Genomic DNA, 20,428 nt, shown 5'->3' with positions numbered 1-20,428 from the left:
AAAAAGTGAGATAATGTGTCTCAAGCGAGACATTCCGGCTTTGACCTCAGGAGGTCCTTGATGAAAAACGCACCTCGTTACCAATATGGCGGTACCCCTCGCCCCCCTGTTTTTCCCCGAAAAAAGAAAAAAAAGAGACGCTCGGTCCTGAGCCTCGTGCTGCTGGCCTTTCTTCTTGTGGTGCTGCTGGCGATCGGCGTGGTCAGCGCCGGCGTCGCCTGGTATGTCGTGAAGATCTCGGCGGACCTGCCGACAATGGTCGACGTCGCCAACCCCAAAAGCAGCGTGGCCTCGGTCCTTTACGACCGAAACAATAAGGTGATCGCAAGGCTCTTCATCGAAAACCGTACTCCCCTCCAGCTGCACCAGATCTCCCCCTGGCTCGTCAAGGCCGTCCTCGCAGCCGAGGACTCGGCCTTTTATCAACACAGGGGCATACGAATCGGCTCCATCCTCCGAGCTCTGTGGATCGACCTCGTCGAGGGGGGGAAGATCCAGGGAGCGAGCACCATCACCCAGCAGTTGGCACGCAACCTCTTCCTTTCCCACGAGAAGAGCATCGCGCGCAAGGCCAAGGAAATCATCATCGCCATGCGCATGGAAAAGCTGTACTCGAAGGACAAACTCCTGGAGCTTTATCTCAACACCATCAACTTCGGCCGCGGAGCCTGGGGAGCGGAGACGGCGGCACGCACCTATTTCGGCAAGTCCGCGGCGGACCTCGACATCGCTCAAGCCTCCATTCTGGCGGGGCTCATCGCCAACCCGGGCCGATACAATCCTTTGAGCAACCACAACAATGCGAAAGCCCGTCAGAACTATGTCTTGAGCCGCATGGAAACCTTGGGCTGGATCGATGCGAACCAAAGGCAGCAGGCCTATGACGAAAAGCTCGAATTTCGGAAGCTCGCAAACCGGATAGAGGAGTTCAACCGCGCGCCCTATTTCGTCTCCCACCTCCTGTTCAACGATCTCCTCCCCAAATACGGCAAGGAGACGGTGTACAGCGGAGGGCTCAAGATCTATACGACCCTGGACCTCGACCTCCAGATCAAGGCACAGGAGGCCGTAAAATCCCTCAAGGCGATGGGCGCTCTGGTGTGTATGACGACGGAGACCGGGGAGGTCCTTGCGCTCGTGGGCGGAAAGGACTTCAAGGAGAGCAAGTTCAACCGGGCGACTCAGGCCTATCGGCAACCCGGTTCGAGTTTCAAGCCCATCGTCTATGCGGCGGCGCTGGAGGAGGACATCATGCCCAGCGACCACTTCATGGACGCGCCCATCACGTTCGCAAACCGAGGGGGCAGGGGTCGCAGCTGGTCCCCCAAGAACTCGAGCGGCAAGTACGCCGGCGAGGTCACCCTTCAGAAAGCCTTGGCCAGCTCCTACAACACCGTGGCCGTCCGCGTGGCGGCCTATATGGGGACGGATCCCATCGTGGCCATGGCGCGCAACATGGGGATCGATTCGAAGTACCTGCCGAACGATCTGTCGATAGCCCTTGGGGCGGCCAGCGTAACCCCCCTCGAGATGACGGTGGCTTTCAACTGTTTCAATAACGGCGGCAAGAGGGTGGTCCCCCTGATGATCCGGGAGATACGCGCCCATAACGACGAGCTGCTGGAATCGCGCGAACCGCAGGCCCTCCAGGCGATGAGGCCGGAGACCGCCTATACGCTCCGTTCGATGATGATGGACGTCATCCGTTCCGGGACGGGCACGCGCGCGGCCATTCCCAAGGTGGAGGCATTCGGCAAGACCGGGACGTCAAACGATTTCATCGACGCTTGGTTCGTCGGCGGCACCCCCGGCCTGACGACGGCCGTCTACGTGGGCAAGGACGATCATACCTCCATGGGGAGGGGAAGCGTAGGAGGGGTCGCTGCCGCCCCAGCCTGGAAGGCATTCATGAGCTACGCCGTCGAGAAGCAGAAGACCCCTGCGAAGTTCGAACCGGCGCCGGGATGGGTCGAGGTGGAAAAGCTGTCGGTATGTCGGACGACGGGCTATCGAGCATCCTCGGGCTGCCCGGGGGTTCCGCTTTACATGCCGCTCAACAAGGCCCCGAGCGCACGGTGCCCTCTCCACGGGGGAGACTATGCGGCGGCCGACGAGGATCCCACCGGGCCCAGGCTTTTCCTGATCGAACAGGACGGCGATCTCGTCCCCGAGGAGCCCGCCGTTGCGGCACCGCCCCAGACGGCCCCCGTCAAACCCGAGATCATCCCCGAGGCACCCAACCCGTATCAGCGGGATCCCAGCCCCGCGGACGAGATCGAGGAGCGCTATCAGAAGCTGCTCAAGGAGTACGGCATCGAGTGAGCCGAACGGAGGTCCATTGTTTCGACGATACCGCCCGACGTTTCGAGGCGTTTCGTTTTTGTCTCAAACGGCCCCATCATTCACTTTTTTAGGAGGAATCTTGACCATGAACGCAAAGCGCATCGTCGTCATCGGAGCCGGTCCCGGGGGCTACGTCGCCGCAGTGCACGCCGCCCATCTGGGGGCTGCAGTCACCCTCATCGAGAAGAAGGCCATCGGGGGAACCTGCCTCAACGTGGGGTGCATTCCGACCAAAGTTTTGCTTCACACAGCGGAACTCCTGAACGAACTCAAGTCCGAGGCAAAGCGAATCGGTGTCTTGGTCGACAATGCCAGGCTGGACTGGAGCGCGTTGATGAAGCGGAAGGCCCTGACGGTCTCCCGACTTTCCAAAGGGACCCTGGACCTCGTCAAGGGCAACGGGGTCGAGTACGTGGAGGGACACGCCACCCTCAAGAGCCCCAAGGCGGTGGAGGTCGGCGGCAGGGTCATCGAGGCCGACGCCATACTCATCGCCACGGGATCGGTGCCCGACGTCCCGGACATCCCCGGCTACGATCTCGAGGGCGTCATCACCAGCGACGACGCTTTGTCTCTGGCAGCCCCCCCCCAGTCGATGGTCGTCTCCGGCGGGGGCATCATCGGTATGGAGTTCGCCGCGGCGTATGCCGCCTTCGGCACCCAGGTTACCGTTGTCGTGACCTCACCTGAGATTCTGCGGAACCTGGACGAGGACATCGCTCTCATCCTGCGCAAGAACCTGGAGAAAAAGGGAGTGACCTTCCACACCGGGACCAGCATCACTCGGGTAACGCGCTGCGAAAAAGGGCTGAAACTGGAGCTGACCTCCCCCTCCGGCCCCATGGAACTCGAGGCGGAGAAGCTCCTGGTCGCCAAAGGACGAAAGCCCTACACCGAGGGGCTCGGGCTGGAGGCCCTCGGGATCGAGACGAAGCGTGGCCGCATCGTCACCGATCGTCACATGGAGACCAACGTGAAGGGCATCTACGCCATCGGAGACTGCGTGAACGACTATATGCTGGCCCACGTCGCCTCGCGCGAGGGAGAAGTGGCCGTCGAGAACATGATGGGGCAGGCCGTCGAGATGGACTACACCACCACGCCGGGCGCCATCTACACCTCCCCCGAGATCGCAACGGTGGGGCTCATGGAGAAGGAGGCCGCCAAAAAGGGACTGAAGGTCAAGGTGGGGCGCTTCCCGCTGATGATGAACGGCAAGAGCATGATTACCGGGGACACGAGCGGGGTGATGAAGGTCATCGCCGACGAGGAGACCCGCAAAATCCTGGGGGTTCAGATGGTGGGAGGTCCCGCTACGGACATGATCGCGGAAGGGGCGTTGGCGTTGCACTTCGGTGCTACGCCCGAGGACATTCTGCACACGATCCACGCACACCCCACCGTCTCGGAATCCATGGCCGAGGCCGCGGCAAACGTATTCGGTCTGGGCATCCACACGCCCAAGGCATAAACGTGGAAACGAGGCCCCCTGCCGCAGGGGGCCTCGTTTCCGTCGGTTAGTCGTCGAAATCGCCCTGAGTTTTTTGCCGATTGGGCGCCCTGTCCGCCCCGTATTCGCTGCGGGGATGCAGAGGTCGTCGTTCCGGCGCTCCATTGTGGTCGCTGCGGCGGCCGATGATCTCAAGCACCTTTTCGGCGCTGCCCTCCGAGCGCATCGCCCTGATCAGGCGGGTGGCCCACTCCTCGGTCTCGTCCACAATGCGATCCTGTATCCTCTCGGGCTCGCTCTGAATGGCTTCGCCGAAGGGGAGATTCGCCCTCTTGTAGTCGCCGCTCTTGCGACTCATCTTCTCCTGGTCCGCCCAGGCAACCATCCGCTCCCACAGCCCCTCGGAAATTCCGCGGTCCGCCTCCTTCACATAGGCCCCCGTGGAGGTGTCGGCGTTGCCCGTCTCGGGGTCCATCCTCAGACCGAAAAGAACGTTCTGGAAGAGGGTCGCGACATTCCCCTTGTGGATACCGAACTTGTGGAATTCGCCCACCTTGTCCAGCGGCGTTCCCGAGATGCCGTGCTGGGCGATGGAAACGCCATAAGGGCGGATCGCGTCCGCGATCTCCCGCGTGCGATTCAGGTCGATGCCCTCGTGCTGACCGCTCCCGGCATCGTACGTTCCATGAAGGGAGCCGTTGGAGATGGCCAGCAAATCGGGGTAGATTCCCCAAGCATTGAGTCCCCCGATAAAATAGAGGGCCTCCTCCACGGTCGTCAGTTCGCCCGGCCCCTTGATCTCTCCAACCTCGACCTCCAGTCCGAGATAGGCGGGAATGCTCATTGCGACGTCGCGCGTCGCCATGAGGTTGTCGTAATCGTCCAGGTGCGACGCGTCAACGGCAAAGGAGGTCCATCCGTTGCTCACCAGATGGGGGATATGTCCCACCGCCTTGACCAGATCGCCCCGGTTTTTGATTCCATAGTGATCCACGTGCATGGCGAAGACGACGCCGTCCCCCATCTCCCCGGAGTACTTGACGGCGCAGTGCGGCAGGTTGTCGAAGGTCCCGTAGCAATAGGAGTTCTCCGATTTGGCAAGCTCCAGCACCACGGCGGCACCCAGCTTCTTGGCCGCCCTCAGTACCCCTTTCGCGGTCAGAGGATGCCGGCAGTTCGCCGCCAGGGCGACGCACCCCATCTCCCGGCAGGCGGCAAAGACATCGCGCCCGCTCACCAACCCTGCGCCCTCGTTCCCCCACAGAGCTCCGACGTTCAGAGGTCTGCGTTCCAACATCGCCTGCCAGGCACCGCCGTTGACGTTCATCCCCCACATCACTCCCTCTCTCGTTCTCCAGCACTGGACGAGCGGCCGGATCGCACGCACAGGATTTCTCTCTCAACATGCGACCGCTCATCCCTCGAGCCGGGTCGGCTCTTGCGAGAGCCGACCCCGTCCGTAAGCTCCCGGGAATAGACGCGCTTGATTCGATTCATCCGAGCCTGTTCCCGGCGACGAATCCACGCGGACTCCAGAGCCCGCACCAGATCGTCCCGCCTTCTTGCCCACGCCTCCGACGCGCCGCTCTCGGCAAAGGCGCCGGGAGCGACGTCGATCTCCACGGGGCGGCGATGCAACGTGAAGCTTTCGCCGTCGAAGGATACTGCCGACCCGTCGGGAAACGGAATATAGACCCTCATCCTGTCCATAGGCCAGGAAATCCCGGGACAAGGGGCAAACCCATCCGCACCGCGTTTTCCCCATCCGAGTAATAGCGAACGCACGTCGTCTCCCTTCGAAAGGAGAGCCTCTCGTACAACGACCGTGCGGGAAAGTTCGATTCCCGCACCCGAAGGATCAGACGCGTCCGCCCGATGGACCGGGCGCACTCCGCGACGGCCAGGACCAATTGAGTCCCTATCCCCCGTCGACGGTATTCCGGACGCACGACGAGCCCCATAAGGAGCGCAAAACGGTCCTCATGCCCCATTGCCGCGTACCCCAAAAGCCGGGAGCCGGCGGAGAGGGCAAAGGCCCCCAGATAAGAGGGACCGCCGGAAGCGGTCCCCGGGACGGAGGGATCCGCCAAATCCCCGACAATGGCGGATTCCGGCCAGGGGTGGGGGGACAATCCGTTCACGTCGAGAAGCGCGGGGATATCCCTCCTCTCACAGAAACGAATCTGCGGCAGGAACATCGCTCGAGCGGCTCAAAGGCCCCTGTCGATGGTCTGAGCGCGATCCGGTCCAACGCCGATGAGCTTCACGGGGACGTCCAGTTGGGCCTCGATAAAGCGCACAAAGTTCTGTGCCGCGTCGGGAAGGGATTCGAACGACGTACAGCCCGAGATATCCTCCTTCCATCCCGGAAGGGTTTCGTACACGGGGACGACCTCCTCCAACACCCGGCTGGAGGTGGGAAAGCGGTCGAGCCTCCTGCCATCGTATTCGTACCCGGAGCAGATCCGTATCCGATCCATCCCGGAGAGAACGTCCAGCTTCGTCAGGGCGAGCACGTCCACCCCGTTCAGCTCCATGGAGTACTTGAGCCCCATCATATCCAACCATCCGCAACGTCGGGAGCGGCCTGTGGTGGCCCCGAACTCCCCCCCCCTCCGGCGAAGGAGCTCTCCGATCTCGCCGCGTTCCTCGGTGGGCATGGGCCCCTCCCCCACCCTTGTCGTATATGCCTTGACGACGGCGATCACGCGGGTCAGGTCGCAGGGGGCAAGCCCCGTCCCGGTAAAGGCTCCGGCAGCGATGGTCGAGGAGCTCGTCACATAAGGGTAAGTCCCATGGTCGACATCCAGCAAAACCGCCTGAGCCCCTTCGAGCAGGATATGCCGCCCTGCATCCACGGCCGCCCTGAGGAGGCGAACGACATCGTCGACGTAAGGAGCCAAGGCCTTTCCCCACTCCCGGGCCGGCTCGTAAACCTCGTCGAACGGGATGGGCTTCTCGTTATAGAGGCGTGTGAGAAGCTGATTCTTCTCCTCCATGAGCGGAACCAGCTTTTCCCTCAGGAGATCCGGATCCAGCAGGTCTTCGACGCGCAGTCCGTTCCGCGCGTACTTATCGACGTAACAGGGACCGATTCCACGCCCTGTCGTCCCGATTTGACGCCCCTTGCCCCGTGCCGCCTCCTGAGCCCTGTCCAAGATCTTATGATAGGGCATCACAACGTGGGCGTGGGGACTGACGACAAGGCGGGCCCGATCCTGCCCCCTCTCGTGAAGCCCCGCGTTCTCCGCCAAAAACTGTTCGGGGTCTAGGACCAGCCCGTTCCCGATGATACAGAGTTTCCCAGGATAGAGCATCCCTGAGGGAAGGAGGTGAAAAACGACCTTCTGGCCGTTCACGATCACCGTATGCCCCGCGTTCGCTCCTCCCTGATAACGGACGAAGACATCCACGTCCGCCCCCATCATGTCGACGACCTTGCCCTTGCCCTCATCGCCCCATTGGGCGCCTATGAGCAAATCGACCTTACTTTTTTTCACCGCGATGAGCCTCCCTCGACCGCCCTGCAACGCGTCCATGCGGTCGCCACGAAACGGCTTTGCCGGAATTCAGAACCCGGCCGGTTCATTTTTTTGCGCCCCCTCCGGAGTCCTTAGCCAGCAATTTCTTGACCTCCGCTACGGCCCTCTGAAGCTGAGCGTCCTTGCTCTTGTCCTTGTCGGGCTCGCCCTTCACCTCGATGGTCGGCGAGAGCCCCACGTGATCGATGACCCGGCCCGAGGGCGTATGGTACCTGGCGATGGTGACGTAGAGGCCCGAACCGTCGGTCAGGGGAAAGAGCGTCTGCACCGATCCCTTGCCAAAACTTTTCTCACCGACCAGGGACGCGCGCCCTCTGTCCAGGAGCGCACCGGCCACGATTTCGGAGGCACTGGCGCTGCCCCCATTGATCAGGACCGTCATCGGCATGGCGGTCAGAAAAAGCGCGGGGTTTGCGGAATACTTCTCGTTGGCCTTCTCCGCCCGCCCTCGGGTCTCGACGACGGGGCCGCCCTTGAGAAACATCCCGCTGATCCGGACGGAGACGTCCAGCAGGCCACCGCCATTGTTGCGCAGATCGAGGACCAGACCCCTGGCCCCCTTCTTCATCAAGTCCTTCAGGGCGTCACGAGCCTCCTCGTCCGTCTTCTGCTTGAACTGCGTCAGACGGAGGTAGCCGATGTCGTCCGAAAGCATCTCGTACCGGACCGATTTGAGCTTGATGATCTCCCGGGTCAGCTCGAATTTCAAAAGCTCCTCCTCACCGTCCCGGCGCACCCAGAGGGTCACCTTCGTGTCCGGCTTGCCGCGCAGGCGCTGAACCACTCTCTGGGAGTCCCACCCCAGCACGACCTCCTCGTCCACCTTGACGATCTGGTCCTTGGGCTTGAGCCCCACACGCTCTGCGGGAGAGTCCTCCATCGGGCTGATGACCAAAATTCTGCCGTCCCGTTCCCCGATGTACATGCCCAGACCGCCGTAGCGGCCCTCCATCTCGATCTCCTCGTCCTTGAGCTGATCGGGAGCCACGAAACGGGTGTAGGGATCCTTCCAGGCTTCCACCATGCCCTTCATCGCGCCGTGCAGCAACTCGTCCTCGGGGACGGGCTTCGAAGCGGCATCCACCTGATAGGTCTCGATAATGGCCCTCGCCTGGCGCAGGAGCCAAAGCGAGCGGGCATTGAAAGGGGACAGGCGCTCTAGTTCGTTCAGGTCCGCAGCCCCCGCGCTCTCCATATAAAAATTCCCCATCCCCGCGGCCGTCAAGAGGATGCACAGCCACGCAATGCACCACAATCCCTTTTTGCTCTTCCTTACCATCGCGCCAAACACCATCCTCAGAAATGCAGCGTGCGGACTGCCGTTTTTCCGAACGACTCCGTCGTTTCCTAAATCCTTCTCAAGTACCGCAGGGGATCCTTCGCCGAACCTCCATAGCGCACTTCGAAATGCAGACTGTATTCGTTGGAAGTCCCCGTGTTGCCCACCGTTCCCAGAAGGGTTCCTGAACGCACCGCATCCCCCTCGTTCACCGCAGTCGTGCCCAGATGGGCGTAGACGGTGGAGAGATTGCTGCCGTGGTTCACGATCACGATACGTCCCAGACCCCGAAGCCAGCCACAGAACAACACCTCGCCCGGTCCAGCCGCCTTCACAGGTGCCCCTGCGGCGGCCCGGATGTCGATGCCGGAATTGAAGACCTTCGTCCTGAATACAGGATGATTTCTCGATCCGAAGGGCATGATCACGGGGCCACGAAGGGGCCAGTCCAGCTGCGACCCCTGAGCCAGATAAGAATAATCCTGCTGAGGCGGCTTTTTCTGCCCTTCGGCAGGGGAAGGATCGGGGCGCTTTTTTATCCCCCGGCTCTGCAGAAGGAAGAGGATCTTCTGCCCGATTTCCCGCTGTACGGCCTCCATCTCCCGCGCAGCCGCCTCGGCCTTTTGTCTTTGTCCCTGGGCCTCCCGCAGCAGGGCGTTCGTCCGGGCAATCGTGGAGTGATAGTGATCGCGCTGTTTTGTGAGTTCCTCCGTTTGACGCGCCATCTGGACCCTGTTCTTCTCCAAGGTGGCCTTTGCCCGCTCCAGATCCTTCATCTTTCCCGAAAGTTCTTCGACGATCATCTGATCCTGTTTGGACAACCGATCCAGCATGTAGGCCATTGCGATGGCCTCATGCGTGTTCTCCGCCGAGAGCAGAAGATTCAATTCTTCACGGGACCCGTATTTGTAGATATCGAGTATGCGGTCATCAAGTTCCTCGATCAGCGATTTCATCGAGTCGCTCGTCCTGGCGATGTCCCGGTTGAGCTCGGCCATCGAGCCCTGAAGGCGCTTGGACTGAAGTTCCAGGAGCTCGATTCTCGTGCTCGCAAGCTGTGCCTCCTGGCGCAGCTTGGTCAGCTTTCCGAGGAGGCTGCGCGCTTCCTTCGCCTTCTTTCGGGCGCTTGCATTGTACTGCTCTATCTGACGGCTCAGGGTTTTTCTCGCCCGCTCCTGAATCGCGATCTGGGCGTCCAGATTTCTCATCTCGAACAATTCCGCCTCGGTCGGGGGCGCCGCAGACGTGTCGCCCTGAAAGAACAAAAGAAGCGCCGCCACAAAAAAAATCCGCAAAACCGTCATCATTCGCGTCAAGGAATCGACCTCTTCATCGCTTTTTTCGGGGCCGTGCTTCACTGAAACGAGGAGTTTGGCATCACTCAAGGCAAACAACCGCCTCTATCTCTTGAGGTAGTCCAGCGGATTCTTGACCTCACTGCCCACACGCACCTCGAAATGCAGGTGGTAGCCCGTCGTCGTCCCGGTCTTTCCGACCCTGCCGATCGTCCTCCCCGCCTGAACGACCTGCCCCTCACGCACGGCCGTCGAGGAGAGGTGCGCATAGACGGTGGAGTAATTCCGCCCATGATCCAGGATGACAACCTGGCCGTAGCCCCGCAGCCATCCATCGAACAGAACCTCTCCCGAGGCTGCGGCCGCAACGGCGGTTCCCGGAGGAGCCGAGATGTCGATTCCGGAGTGAAAGGACTTCGTCTTGAAAATCGGGTGGACGCGACGGCCAAAGGCGCTGGTGATCGGACCTCTGACGGGCCAGTCGAACATGGAGCCCCGTCCCCGCCCGGCGAGGTAGTCGCCTCCGCCCCTCCGCCCCTTCACCTGCGGCGCCTGAGCCTCCCGCTCCTTCTTACGGCGCATCAGCGTCAGGATGGTGTGCCCCACAGCCTTCTGAGCCGCCTCCATCTCGCGAGCCGCCTTCTCGGCCAAGGCCTTCTGCTTGCGAATATTGCCGATAAAATTGTTCGTCTGCTGAATCGAGCCCCTGTAACGTATCCGTTGGGCCTTGAGGGCCTCGCCCTGCTTCACAAGGCGCGCCCGATGATCATCCATCGTCCTCCGGGAAAGCTCCATCTCCCTCATGCGATCCTGCAGCTGCATCAGGAGAAGCTCGTCGTGACGGGAGAGCATTCTCAAAAGGTGAAGGGACTCGAGCGCCTCGAAGGTGCTGGCGGAACCGAAAAGCAGGTTCAACTCCTCCGTCTCCCCATACTTGTACATGTCCACGACTCTGTTCTGCAGCCGGTCGACGAGCTCGTTCAGCTTTATCCGCTCGCGGGCCATCTCGGCGTTCAAAAAGGCGATGTCCTCCTGAACCTTGCGCCTTTGGAGTTCGAGCAGGGAGAGTTCCTGCCCCGCAACCGCCTCGTTCTGCTGCAGCCGATCGATCTGTCCCAGAAGCGTGTCGACCTTGGTGGTCAGCTCCCGAATACGGGTCCGGTAATCGCTGATCCGCCCCTCCAGCCTCTTGCGTCTTTGCTCCTCCTCGGCAATCCGGGCGTCGATATCCGACACGGCAGCCCTGGCGGGGAGCGCAAAAAGGAGAGTTCCCGCCGAAAGCAAAAGGCCCAAAAACAGACAAAACCTGGAGCGCAAAGCGACGCCCCCGTATCACTGGGGCGTCGTCGCGGCATGCATGAAGCGTGCCACGACGATGCAGCTGCACACCCAGCCCAACGTGGCCCCAAAACTCACCAGGAGCACGCAGAAACGGCCGAGCAACTGAGGATCGTTTGCCAGGGAGAGAAAAGGAAGGTTCTCCTGCAGAATTCGAATGCCCGGCAGATAGGTCAAAACGAGCCCGGCCACCGCTGCAACCGCGCCCAGGAGAAGCAGAAGGGTCCCTTGCAGCACGAAGGGCGTGGCGATGTAGCTCCGCGTCGCCCCTACGAGATACATGATGCCAATTTCCTCCCGGCGCGAGTAGAGGGAGATGTGAATCGTGTTGTAGACCACCAACGAGGTAACGACAATCGACAGGGCAAACATCATCATGGCCACACGCGAGGCCACACGCGAAAGCGCCGAAACCCTCTGGACGACGGTCCCCGCATAAATCACGTCGTCGACTTCCGGCATCGCCATGAGGTTCCGAACCAGGGGATCGACATCCCTTGCGCTGCGGACACGAACCTTGAAGTTCCAGGGAATGGGGTTCGCACCGATCTGCGAGAGAGCCCGCGTCTGACTTCCCATTTTGGCCTGAAGCTTGGCCAGGGACTCGTCCGGGGAGAATGCCTGGAGGTCCGCCACCGATTTCATGAGCCGGATGCGTTCCGCAACCCGCTCCACCTCGCTGCCCTTCTTGAGGAAAACCTGGACCACCAGCTCGCCCTCCAGCTTGGTCAGGAAGGTCTCTATGTTCAGGGCAAAGAGCGTCGTCAGCCCCAAAATCCAGAGCATCACCGAGGCCGTGACGAGGGTGAGCAACCCCAAAACCCAATGACGGACGATAAGACGTCCCATGTCCCTCAGAATATATTTAAAAGTCGTCATCCAAATGGTACCTCCCGGCCTTCTCGTCCCGAATCAGCCGACCGGCCTCGAGCTCGACGACCCTCTGGCGGCACGAGTCGACGATGTAATGATTGTGCGTGGACATCACGACCGTCACCCCCGCCGCATTGATCGCAAAGAGAATTTTCATCACGTCGGCAGCGGTCCGGAAATCCAGGTTTCCCGTCGGTTCATCCGCGATGAAAAGCGACGGCGAATTCGCCAGGGCACGAGCAATGGCGACCCGCTGCTGCTCGCCGCCCGAAAGCTGGGTGGTCTTCATGTGTCGCCGGCGCCAAAGCCCCACCTGCTCGATGACCTTGTTCGCCCGGTACTCCACCATCTTGCTCGGGACGGCCATGGCCTCCATGACGAAGGCCACATTCTCGTAGACGGTGAGGTGGGGAATCAGTTTGAAATCCTGGGCCACCAGCCCGACGTCTCTTCTGTAATAGGGAATGTCCGCCGTCCTCATCTTGCGAAGATTGACGTCGTCGACGAACACGTTGCCCCGGGAGGGCAGAAGCTCACGCGTAATCAGGCGCAAAAGCGTCGACTTCCCGGACCCCGTGGCTCCGACGATATAGACGAACTCTCCCTTTTCGATGGTGAGGTTCACATCCCTCAGAGCGATGATGTCGGGGGCGAAAATCTTGGTGATCCCCGAAAAACTGATCTTCATTCGGACAAGTCCCCTCTTCAGTTCGAAGTTGGTCTCCGGCGCGCGGGACCGACGCTACCGCCGTCGACGAGTCCAAGCCAAAACAGCGGCACTGACAATTTGCGCCGCTGTCAGACCATAGTAACCTTTCAGGTCCTGGGGGGCACCGCTCTGACCGAATCCGGACCGAACCGCAACCGGCTGTACCGGAACAGGGTATTCTCTAGCGGCCAATCCCGCCACCGTCTCGAAAAGCCCGCCGGGCAAAAAATGTTCCTCGGCAGTGACGCAACATCCCGTGCGCTGCAGGGAGGACAGCAATGGGCGAGCCGGAAACGGAGCGAGACTGTAGCAGTCGATGACCTCGGCCTGAATCTCCTGCTGAGCCAAAACGTCGGCGGCCCTCAAGGCTTCGCCGACCATGATACCATACGCACACAGGGTGATGTCCGTCCCCTGCCGCAGAACGCGCATCCCCCCCAGACGCAGGCGCGGCTCCTCGGCGGAACATGGTTCGCCCCCCTCCGCACCCAACCTCACGTAGGAAGGGCCTCCCTGCCTGACGGCTTCGCGAAGAAGCGTCACGGCCGAGCGGCCGTCCGCCGGGACGAGCAGCTTCATGTTGGGCAGAGAACGCATCAGGGCGACATCCTCGAACATCTGCCGCGCACCCCCGGCGTACCCGGCCCCGAATCCCGAATCCCGCCCCACCAGACAGACAGGAAGGGAGGGAAGGGCAATTGCGGAACGGATCTGCTCGTAGGCCCGGCCGATCAGGAGCGAGGAACAGGCCGACACCACAACCCTCTTCCCACCGCAGGCCATTCCCGCGGCCATCAAAACCAGGCTCTGTTCCGCAGCTCCGGGGCCATCGGCATCTTCCTCCCCGGCGCCGGAGCCCAGCAGGGCAAGCCCGGCAAACTCTTCCTCTCCCTTAAAGGCCTCCCGCAAAACTGCGTTGCAGTCCATCCCACTCGCCTCGGCATCCTTCACGACGACACGGCCTCCAGGCTCCGAAGCAGAAGTTCCGTGGTCTGGTGGTCCAGGATGCTCGTGTCGTTCAGAACTCCCTCACGCAGAGGGGGCAGCCCCTTTCCTCGGACCGTACATGCCAGGACCACCCGCAGCCGATCCTTCGAAAGAGACGCCCAGGCCTCCGTCAAGGAATCGTAATCGTGCCCGTCCGCACACCGGACGTCACAGCCCAGCGAGGAGAGACGCGATGCGAGCTCCGGGGACCCGAATGCGTCCCCGACTTTTTCGGGGACGCGCGCATGCTCCACGATCAACGTCAAATTGGCCGGGGGCGACGCCAGGGCCCTGTCCAACGACTCCCATGTGGAGCCGGCCCTCAGCTCCTCCGCCCCAAGCAGGCAGCAAACGTTCGCGCCGGGCCTGCAGTCCTTCAGGGCCAGGGCGAGCCCCAAGGCGATGCCCACGCCCATCCCCGGGGCCCCGCAGGACACATCGACCCCGGGCGTCCGACGCGGTTCCGGCGTGCCCTGCAACAGGCTGCCCAAACGCCCGTAGCCCCACAGTTCATCCCGTTCGAAGAACCCTCTTTCCGCCAGCACCGCATAAAGCGCCGGGGCGGCCGAAGCCCGGCTCAGGACGAAGCGATCGCGCTCCGGCTCGAGCGGCGCTTCGCTGCAGACCTTCAATATCCCTCCATAGAGCCAAACCAAGATGTCCACTGCCGAGAAAGGGGGGAGCAGGCTGCCGGCGCGCGCCATCTTGAGCATGCCGACGATGTCGCGGCGTACCGCAAGGGCACGTCGCCGCAGGGCATCCACCGAAGGCGTCCCCCTCGTCCCCGGTTCACCCGGCATCAGACGGTCCCGTTCTGCCGCCAGGCATAGTCCCTGGGCCCCCCTCTGCACACCAGCCCGTTCTCGCTCTCCCCGTCCAGAAACACGAAGAAGTTGTCCCGATAGATGCGGACGGACGGATGCTCGCCGGTCTCGTACTCGGCCTCCTCAAGCCAATCCCAGGCACAGAAATTGCCGTTCTCCCCGGAGAATACGGGCAGGTACAGAATGTTGTCGGAGTCCATGTCGAGGAAGAAGTGGGAACCGTAGGACAGCTCGGGACTGAAGTTGAATTGGGGCGCACTCAGCTCCACCAGACAGCTGCAGTTGTAGATATCCGCGTACTGGATCGGAACGCCGATCGCGGGATTGCGGCTGCCCCACCGTCCGGGCCCCGCCAGGATGTAGCGCGTTCCCCTGAGCGAATCGTTGAGCCGCCCGACCGCCCGGGCCACCCCGCCGGGATCCCAGTGGTCCATATATTTGACGGGGTCGACGTAGACCAGACAGGGGATGTTGCGCAGGCGTCCGTTGCTCACCATACGGTCCCCGCGAAAGACGACCTTGTCCTGCGGCACCTCGGGCACCACGACACGGCTCATCTCCTGAAAGTGGGTCAGAGGACGCATCTGGACCAGGCGAAAGTCACGGCTTGAAGTATCGTAGGTGAACTCCATATCCACGGGGAGTCCCAGGCCCTCCTCCATGGTCCGGATCAGATCCCGAACGAGGTCGAACAGATAGGTCTGCGTTCGGTGGAAGTTCGGAAACGTCACCAGGGGGCGCAGGCCGGACATCATGGAATGGACGCTGAAAGGGAGGAGCGTGTTGCTGTCCTCGTCGTACAGCTCGATGTACTGGTCGAGATCCCTGTGATTGTTGGTGAACGAGGTCATCCAATCCCGCATGAAGCCGGTTTTGAAAGTTCCCTCCTCCCGATCGATGTAGTCGAAAAACTCCTGACTGGACCCGGCGATACGCTCCGGAGAGTTGCCCGAGGGGCGGAGGGCGGGATTGGTCAGGTAGAAGCTGCGGGCTGCTCCGCGATCGACCGCTCGGGTGCCGATCCCGAAACAGATGCACATCAGCCCGTCCTCCTTCTGGATTCGGGGCGAGGGACGCCGAAAGATGCGGGAGAAGATCGTGCCCGCAAGCTTTGGGTAGTAGAGGTTGTGGCGATCCTTGCCGACCATCGACTGGACGATCACGGCCATGGATTCGTCACGATGCGTCTTTCCGTGCTTGGCGCGGTATTTTCTGGCCGAGGGGTTGAACGTGGAGATCCATACCGCACGGATGCACTCCTCCAGCTTGGCCATGCGCCAGTCCATATCCCGAACGTTGGCGGAGAAGAAGGAATCGTATTTTCCCGCGAAGGCCAAGTCGACGGAATCCTCCATCAGCGAGCTGGAACGAACCACCAGAGGAGGATTGCCCAGAACCTCGAAATCGCGAAGCATCCGTACAAGGTCTCGCTTCAACGCATCGGAGAAGACGCCCCTGGAAAAACGTTCTCGCGTGACGTCCCAGTCCTCCTCGCCGTAGAGATCGCTCAGCCCGTTGGCGTTCAAGAAGTCCTCGAAGATCTCGGTGGAAATGACATGGCTGAGGGCCGGCAGCTCGACCTTCTTCGCCAACTCGGACTCGAAGAGCACCGTATGGGCGAAGGCAAGCCCTTTGGCCTTGCCCCCGCACTTGCCCAGGCCCAGAAGCCATCCCCTTTGTCTGTAATAGTTCTCCGCGTCGTACGCCAGAAACCTTCCCGCGGTCACCGAACCTCCCCCTCCCGTCTCGGCAGGAGCGCACCGCTCCGCCTAAGAGCCCATACGAAAATTCTACCCTTAAGAGCCCCGATGGGAAAGCCCCCGGACATCCTGAACGGACGCCGGGGGCCCCGCGACGCTCCGCCGGCGGACGCCCTTCCCAACCCCAAGGGTCGATTCTAAACTACGGAGACCGTATTTCCCGGGCTCGGCATGTAGCGGGCCCGCTGAAGCTGAGCCTGGGCGACCTCGAAATCCCCCCACACCGCAAGCAGCAACTCCCTCATGGAAAGCTTGCGGCGCTCCCGCAGCTCGCCCCAAAGCGCCGCGGACAGGTAGACCCACAGCTGGAAGGCCGCCCGTTCCCGGGACCCGAACCGCGACAGGATAAGGTACCCGGAACGGGGATTGAACAGGAGCAGCGGCACCGTGTCTTGAGAGACCATGTGCTGGAGGTCCTCCCGGGAGAACGACAGGGACTCGAGCTCCGAAAGGTCCTTTTCGCACGGGAGGTCCAAAATGGAAAACCATATCCTGGCCGGAGTTTCCTGCGCGGAAAAATTCTGCGGCCCCGCCTTGAGCCAGGCCCGGAGCCGAACCACGGCGTCGAACTCCCCCCGGGCGAGCGCGAAGCGCAGGGCCCAATAGCACTTGCGGAGGCTTTCGTCTTCCTCCATGAACCGAACAAAGGCCCCCTCGCTCCGAAACGGGACTCCGTCGGAAAAAGCCGCATGCTCCCTCATCAGCCCCCTGAGGATGAGGACCGCCGAGAGATGATCGCCGGGAGGCTCTGCCTGGCTGAGCAGCGCGGACCTCAGACGTTCGACGATCTCCGGGGAAAGGACCGCCAGGGTCGCTTCTTTCGAGGTGAGGACCAGCTCCCTATCCTCATAGAGGAACAATTCCTCCGGTTCTCCGCCTGGCCGGCCCCATATCCAGCGCTCGAGCCCCCCTTTCGGCGAACAACCCAGAAGGTACCGATTGTATGGCAACAAAAGCAACACAAAGGGACCTCCGGGCTCGGGGATCCCCTCAGGGAGGGGCGCCTGCGGCAACTGGGCCGTCGTTCCGTTGGACATCAACTCAAAGATCAAACCGCTCCCTCCTTCAAGCAAGTCGCATGGACCCCAAAACCTCCAGACATGCTTCGCCGCATCTTTAGCTTACCACAAGGCCATCCGGAACGCATCCCAAGGGTCCATGGGGACACCCTTCGCAAAGGGCCTCCCCATGACCCCGCAACGCTATTCGAAGCGGAACGCCAGTTCTCCGTCCTTCATCCCGATCCCTACGGACGATCCATCCCTCACGCCGCCGGCGATCAATGCCCGGGCGAGCTTCGTCTCCACACTGCGCATCAGATAGCGCTTGAGCGGACGCGCGCCGTAGACGGGATCGTAGCCGGCCTCTGCGATGAAATCCACGGCATCCTCATCGACGTCCAGCGTGATCTGCCGCTCGGCCAGACGCGCGGAAAGGTCCTGAAGCAGAAGGCGGACGATCCGCCGCACTTCGTCCCGGCTCAGGGGCCTGAAGATCACGATGTCGTCGACCCGGTTCAGGAACTCGGGGCGGAAGGAGCCGCGAAGCGCGCTCATAACCGCATCCCGCGTTTGCTCGGGGATAGCCCCGTCCGGGGTGATCCCCTCGAGAAGACTTGCCGCCCCGATGTTGCTCGTCATGATGACGACGGTGTTCTTGAAGTCCACCACGTGGCCCTGACTGTCCGTGACGCGTCCGTCGTCCAGGATCTGGAGCAGGACGTTGAAGACGTCCGGGTGCGCCTTCTCGATCTCGTCGAAAAGGATGACGGAGTAGGGACGGCGCCGTACGGCCTCCGTAAGCTGCCCCCCCTCGTCGTAGCCGACGTAGCCGGGGGGCGCGCCGACAAGGCGCGAGACCGCGTGCTTCTCCATGTACTCGGACATATCGATCCGCACAAGATTGTTCTCGCTGTCAAAAAGCGCCTCGGCGAGGGTTTTTGCCAGCTCGGTCTTCCCCACTCCGGTAGGGCCCAGGAAAATGAAGGAGCCGATGGGACGCCTGGGGTCCCGGATGCCGCTCCGGGCACGGAGCACCGCATCGGCGACGAGCGCCACGGCCTCGTCCTGCCCGATCACGCGGCGATGCAGCACCTCGTCGAGCTTGAGCAGCTTCTCCTTCTCGCCCTCCACCAGGCGAGTGACGGGGATGCCCGTCCAGCGGCTGACGATGTCGGCAATCTCCTCCTCGGTGACCTCCTCGCGCAGAAGGCGTCCGGACACGCTTTCCCCCTCTGCGGCCTCCTCCTTCGCCCTCAGCTCGTCCTCCAGCTTCCGGAGCTCTCCGTAACGAAGCTCCGCGACCCTGTTGAGATCGTACTCGTGCTCGGCCTTCCCGATTTCGGCCTTGACCGTGTCGATTCGGCTGCGCAATTCCCTGATCCCAGAGATGGCCCCCTTCTCCGCCTCGTACTGGGCCCGCAGGGCATCCGCCTCGGTACGCGCCTCCTGGAGCTCCTTTTGAAGCGCCTTCAGGCGTTCGGCCGACGCCGCGTCCACCTCGCGCCTCAGGGCCGCCTCCTCGACCTCCAGCTGCATCACGCGCCGGGAGGCCGCATCCAGCTCCGACGGCAGGGAGTCTATCTCCGTCCGGATCATCGCGCAAGCCTCGTCCACCAGGTCGATGGCCTTGTCCGGCAGAAAGCGGTTCGTGATGTAGCGGTTGGAAAGTGTCGCCGCCGCAACAAGCGCATTGTCCCGAATCCGTACCCCGTGATGCACCTGGAGCTTCTCCCGGATGCCCCGGAGGATCGATATCGTGTCCTCCACATCCGGCTGCTCCACATCCACCGGCTGGAAACGGCGGGCGAGCGCGGCATCCTTCTCGATGTACTTGCGGTACTCGTCTACGGTTGTCGCGCCGATGCAGTGCAGTTCCCCGCGCGCCAGCATGGGCTTGAGCATGTTTCCGGCATCGACCGCCCCCTCGGCAGCCCCGGCGCCGACGATCGTGTGGAGCTCGTCGATAAAGAGGATGATGCGTCCATCGCTCTGTTTGACCTCGTTCAACACCGCCTTGAGGCGCTCCTCGAACTCGCCGCGGAACTTCGCCCCCGCGACGAGAGCCCCCATGTCCAGCGCGAAGACCGTCCGATCCTTGAGTCCCTCCGGGACGTCGCCCCGGACGATGCGCTGGGCCAGCCCCTCGACGATCGCCGTCTTGCCGACCCCGGGGTCCCCGATCAGGACGGGGTTGTTCTTCGTCTTGCGGCTGAGGATCCGGACGACGCGCCTCACCTCGTCGTCCCGTCCGATCACCGGGTCCAGCTTGCCCTCTCGGGCCATCGCCACCAGGTCGCGCCCGTACTTCTCCAGCGCCTCGTAGGAGGCCTCGGGATCGGCGCTCTGCACCCTCTGAGAGCCGCGCACCTCCGTGAGGCCCTTCAGGAAACGGTCCGAGGTGATCCCCAGACGGTTCATGATCTTTCCCAGATTGGTCGCCGAGCCCTCCTCGAGCATCTCCAGAAACAGGTGCTCGACCGAGACGTACTCGTCCCTCAGTTTTTTGGCCCGCTCCTCGGCCCTGGTCAGGAGCTTGTTGAGACGTGCGGTGACGTACACCCTCCCCGCCTCGACCCCGCCGCCCGTCACCCTGGGGAAACGGGCGACCTCGTCCGTCACGAGCTTGTCCAGCGTCTGCGGGTCGACGTCCATCCGCCGGAGCATCCGAGGAATCAGGCCCTCTCCGTCCCGAAGCAACGCCAACAGCAGGTGCTCGACATTCACCTCCTGGTTGTTGAAGCCGATTGCGATACCCTGAGCCTCGGCCAGAGCCTCCTGGCTTTTCCGCGTCAATTTATTGAAATCCATCTGACTTCACCCCTGAAAATAATTTGACCTTTAATGACCAAATTATAGAGTCGCGCTCCTGTACCCGCAATACGCCGTTTGTCGTATTAAGCAATGCGCCAACGGGCATCAGCTTTGATTTTCTCGCGAGATGCGATAAACTCATCCGTGATGAAATCGGACGATCCCCCCGTCTCGGCCCCTGAAGGACCGCCGGGGCGAGTTTTTTGTTGAAAGGAA

Annotated in this window: 16 protein-coding genes; 2 read left to right on the top strand and 14 right to left on the bottom strand. The window is 62.0% G+C overall.

Annotation, left to right across the window (positions count from 1 at the left end; translation table 11 throughout):
- The first annotated feature begins 156 nt into the window (after positions 1–156).
- Entirely contained in the window at positions 157–2,322 is a 2,166-nt protein-coding gene (locus EII26_RS01900) for a transglycosylase domain-containing protein (protein ID WP_233572544.1), read from the top strand.
- Between the two features lie 106 nt (positions 2,323–2,428).
- Positions 2,429–3,814, top strand: coding sequence for a dihydrolipoyl dehydrogenase (lpdA, locus tag EII26_RS01895; protein WP_124887447.1), 1,386 nt, complete (start codon positions 2,429–2,431; stop codon positions 3,812–3,814).
- Positions 3,815–3,860: 46 nt separating this feature from the next.
- Here the strand turns inward: lpdA and EII26_RS01890 are convergent, their stop codons facing one another.
- The 14 genes from EII26_RS01890 to clpB all read right to left on the bottom strand — a co-directional run bounded on the left by EII26_RS01890 (position 3,861) and on the right by clpB (position 20,209).
- Positions 3,861–5,120 (bottom strand): class II fructose-bisphosphate aldolase, encoded by a 1,260-nt coding sequence (locus tag EII26_RS01890; protein WP_124887529.1) that lies wholly within the window; start codon positions 5,118–5,120, stop codon positions 3,861–3,863.
- 8 nt (positions 5,121–5,128) lie between these two features.
- Entirely contained in the window at positions 5,129–5,503 is a 375-nt protein-coding gene (locus EII26_RS01885) for a hypothetical protein (protein ID WP_124887446.1), read from the bottom strand.
- Positions 5,491–5,934, bottom strand: a complete 444-nt coding sequence (locus tag EII26_RS01880; protein ID WP_158612101.1) for a GNAT family N-acetyltransferase — start codon at positions 5,932–5,934, stop codon at positions 5,491–5,493. Before EII26_RS01880 ends, EII26_RS01885 begins: the two co-directional genes overlap by 13 nt.
- A 69-nt stretch (positions 5,935–6,003) precedes the next feature.
- The gene (locus EII26_RS01875) at positions 6,004–7,293 is read right to left on the bottom strand and encodes an adenylosuccinate synthase (RefSeq protein ID WP_233572543.1); all 1,290 of its coding nucleotides are present in this window, start codon (positions 7,291–7,293) and stop codon (positions 6,004–6,006) included.
- 85 nt (positions 7,294–7,378) lie between these two features.
- A complete protein-coding gene (locus EII26_RS01870) occupies positions 7,379–8,614 on the bottom strand; it encodes a S41 family peptidase (RefSeq protein ID WP_124887443.1) in 1,236 nt (411 codons plus the stop codon).
- A 68-nt stretch (positions 8,615–8,682) separates the two neighbouring features.
- A complete protein-coding gene (locus tag EII26_RS01865) occupies positions 8,683–9,921 on the bottom strand; it encodes a murein hydrolase activator EnvC family protein (protein WP_124887442.1) in 1,239 nt (412 codons plus the stop codon).
- Between the two features lie 93 nt (positions 9,922–10,014).
- On the bottom strand, positions 10,015–11,145 hold the full coding sequence (locus EII26_RS01860; protein ID WP_124887441.1) for a murein hydrolase activator EnvC family protein: 1,131 nt from the start codon (positions 11,143–11,145) through the stop codon (positions 10,015–10,017).
- Between the two features lie 96 nt (positions 11,146–11,241).
- Positions 11,242–12,126: a cell division protein FtsX gene (locus EII26_RS01855; protein WP_233572542.1), complete on the bottom strand. Its 885-nt coding sequence runs from the start codon at positions 12,124–12,126 to the stop codon at positions 11,242–11,244.
- On the bottom strand, positions 12,113–12,808 hold the full coding sequence (locus EII26_RS01850) for a cell division ATP-binding protein FtsE (RefSeq protein WP_124887440.1): 696 nt from the start codon (positions 12,806–12,808) through the stop codon (positions 12,113–12,115). Before EII26_RS01850 ends, EII26_RS01855 begins: the two co-directional genes overlap by 14 nt.
- Before the next feature lie 54 nt (positions 12,809–12,862).
- The gene (locus tag EII26_RS01845) at positions 12,863–13,780 is read right to left on the bottom strand and encodes a transketolase family protein (protein WP_124887439.1); all 918 of its coding nucleotides are present in this window, start codon (positions 13,778–13,780) and stop codon (positions 12,863–12,865) included.
- On the bottom strand, positions 13,777–14,580 hold the full coding sequence (locus tag EII26_RS01840) for a transketolase (RefSeq protein WP_158612100.1): 804 nt from the start codon (positions 14,578–14,580) through the stop codon (positions 13,777–13,779). Before EII26_RS01840 ends, EII26_RS01845 begins: the two co-directional genes overlap by 4 nt.
- A gap of 35 nt (positions 14,581–14,615) precedes the next feature.
- Positions 14,616–16,367 (bottom strand): PEP/pyruvate-binding domain-containing protein, encoded by a 1,752-nt coding sequence (locus EII26_RS01835; protein ID WP_124887437.1) that lies wholly within the window; start codon positions 16,365–16,367, stop codon positions 14,616–14,618.
- A 170-nt stretch (positions 16,368–16,537) separates the two neighbouring features.
- Entirely contained in the window at positions 16,538–17,452 is a 915-nt protein-coding gene (locus tag EII26_RS01830; RefSeq protein ID WP_124887436.1) for a hypothetical protein, read from the bottom strand.
- A gap of 150 nt (positions 17,453–17,602) precedes the next feature.
- On the bottom strand, positions 17,603–20,209 hold the full coding sequence (gene clpB / locus EII26_RS01825; protein ID WP_124887435.1) for an ATP-dependent chaperone ClpB: 2,607 nt from the start codon (positions 20,207–20,209) through the stop codon (positions 17,603–17,605).
- Positions 20,210–20,428: the final 219 nt, after the last annotated feature.

This window comes from Fretibacterium sp. OH1220_COT-178, from assembly GCF_003860125.1.
In the GTDB taxonomy this organism is placed as follows: Bacteria; Synergistota; Synergistia; order Synergistales; family Aminobacteriaceae; genus CAJPSE01.
This window is presented reverse-complemented; position numbering and strand designations above follow the sequence as displayed.

Coding starts and splice junctions, on each gene's coding strand:
- lpdA (WP_124887447.1), top strand. CDS start 2,429: ATGAACGCAAAGCGCATCGTCGTCATCGGAGCCGGTCCCGGGGGCTAC.
- EII26_RS01890 (WP_124887529.1), bottom strand. CDS start 5,120: ATGAACGTCAACGGCGGTGCCTGGCAGGCGATGTTGGAACGCAGACCT.
- EII26_RS01885 (WP_124887446.1), bottom strand. CDS start 5,503: ATGGACAGGATGAGGGTCTATATTCCGTTTCCCGACGGGTCGGCAGTA.
- EII26_RS01870 (WP_124887443.1), bottom strand. CDS start 8,614: ATGGTAAGGAAGAGCAAAAAGGGATTGTGGTGCATTGCGTGGCTGTGC.
- EII26_RS01865 (WP_124887442.1), bottom strand. CDS start 9,921: ATGATGACGGTTTTGCGGATTTTTTTTGTGGCGGCGCTTCTTTTGTTC.
- EII26_RS01855 (WP_233572542.1), bottom strand. CDS start 12,126: ATGACGACTTTTAAATATATTCTGAGGGACATGGGACGTCTTATCGTC.
- EII26_RS01850 (WP_124887440.1), bottom strand. CDS start 12,808: ATGAAGATCAGTTTTTCGGGGATCACCAAGATTTTCGCCCCCGACATC.
- clpB (WP_124887435.1), bottom strand. CDS start 20,209: ATGGATTTCAATAAATTGACGCGGAAAAGCCAGGAGGCTCTGGCCGAG.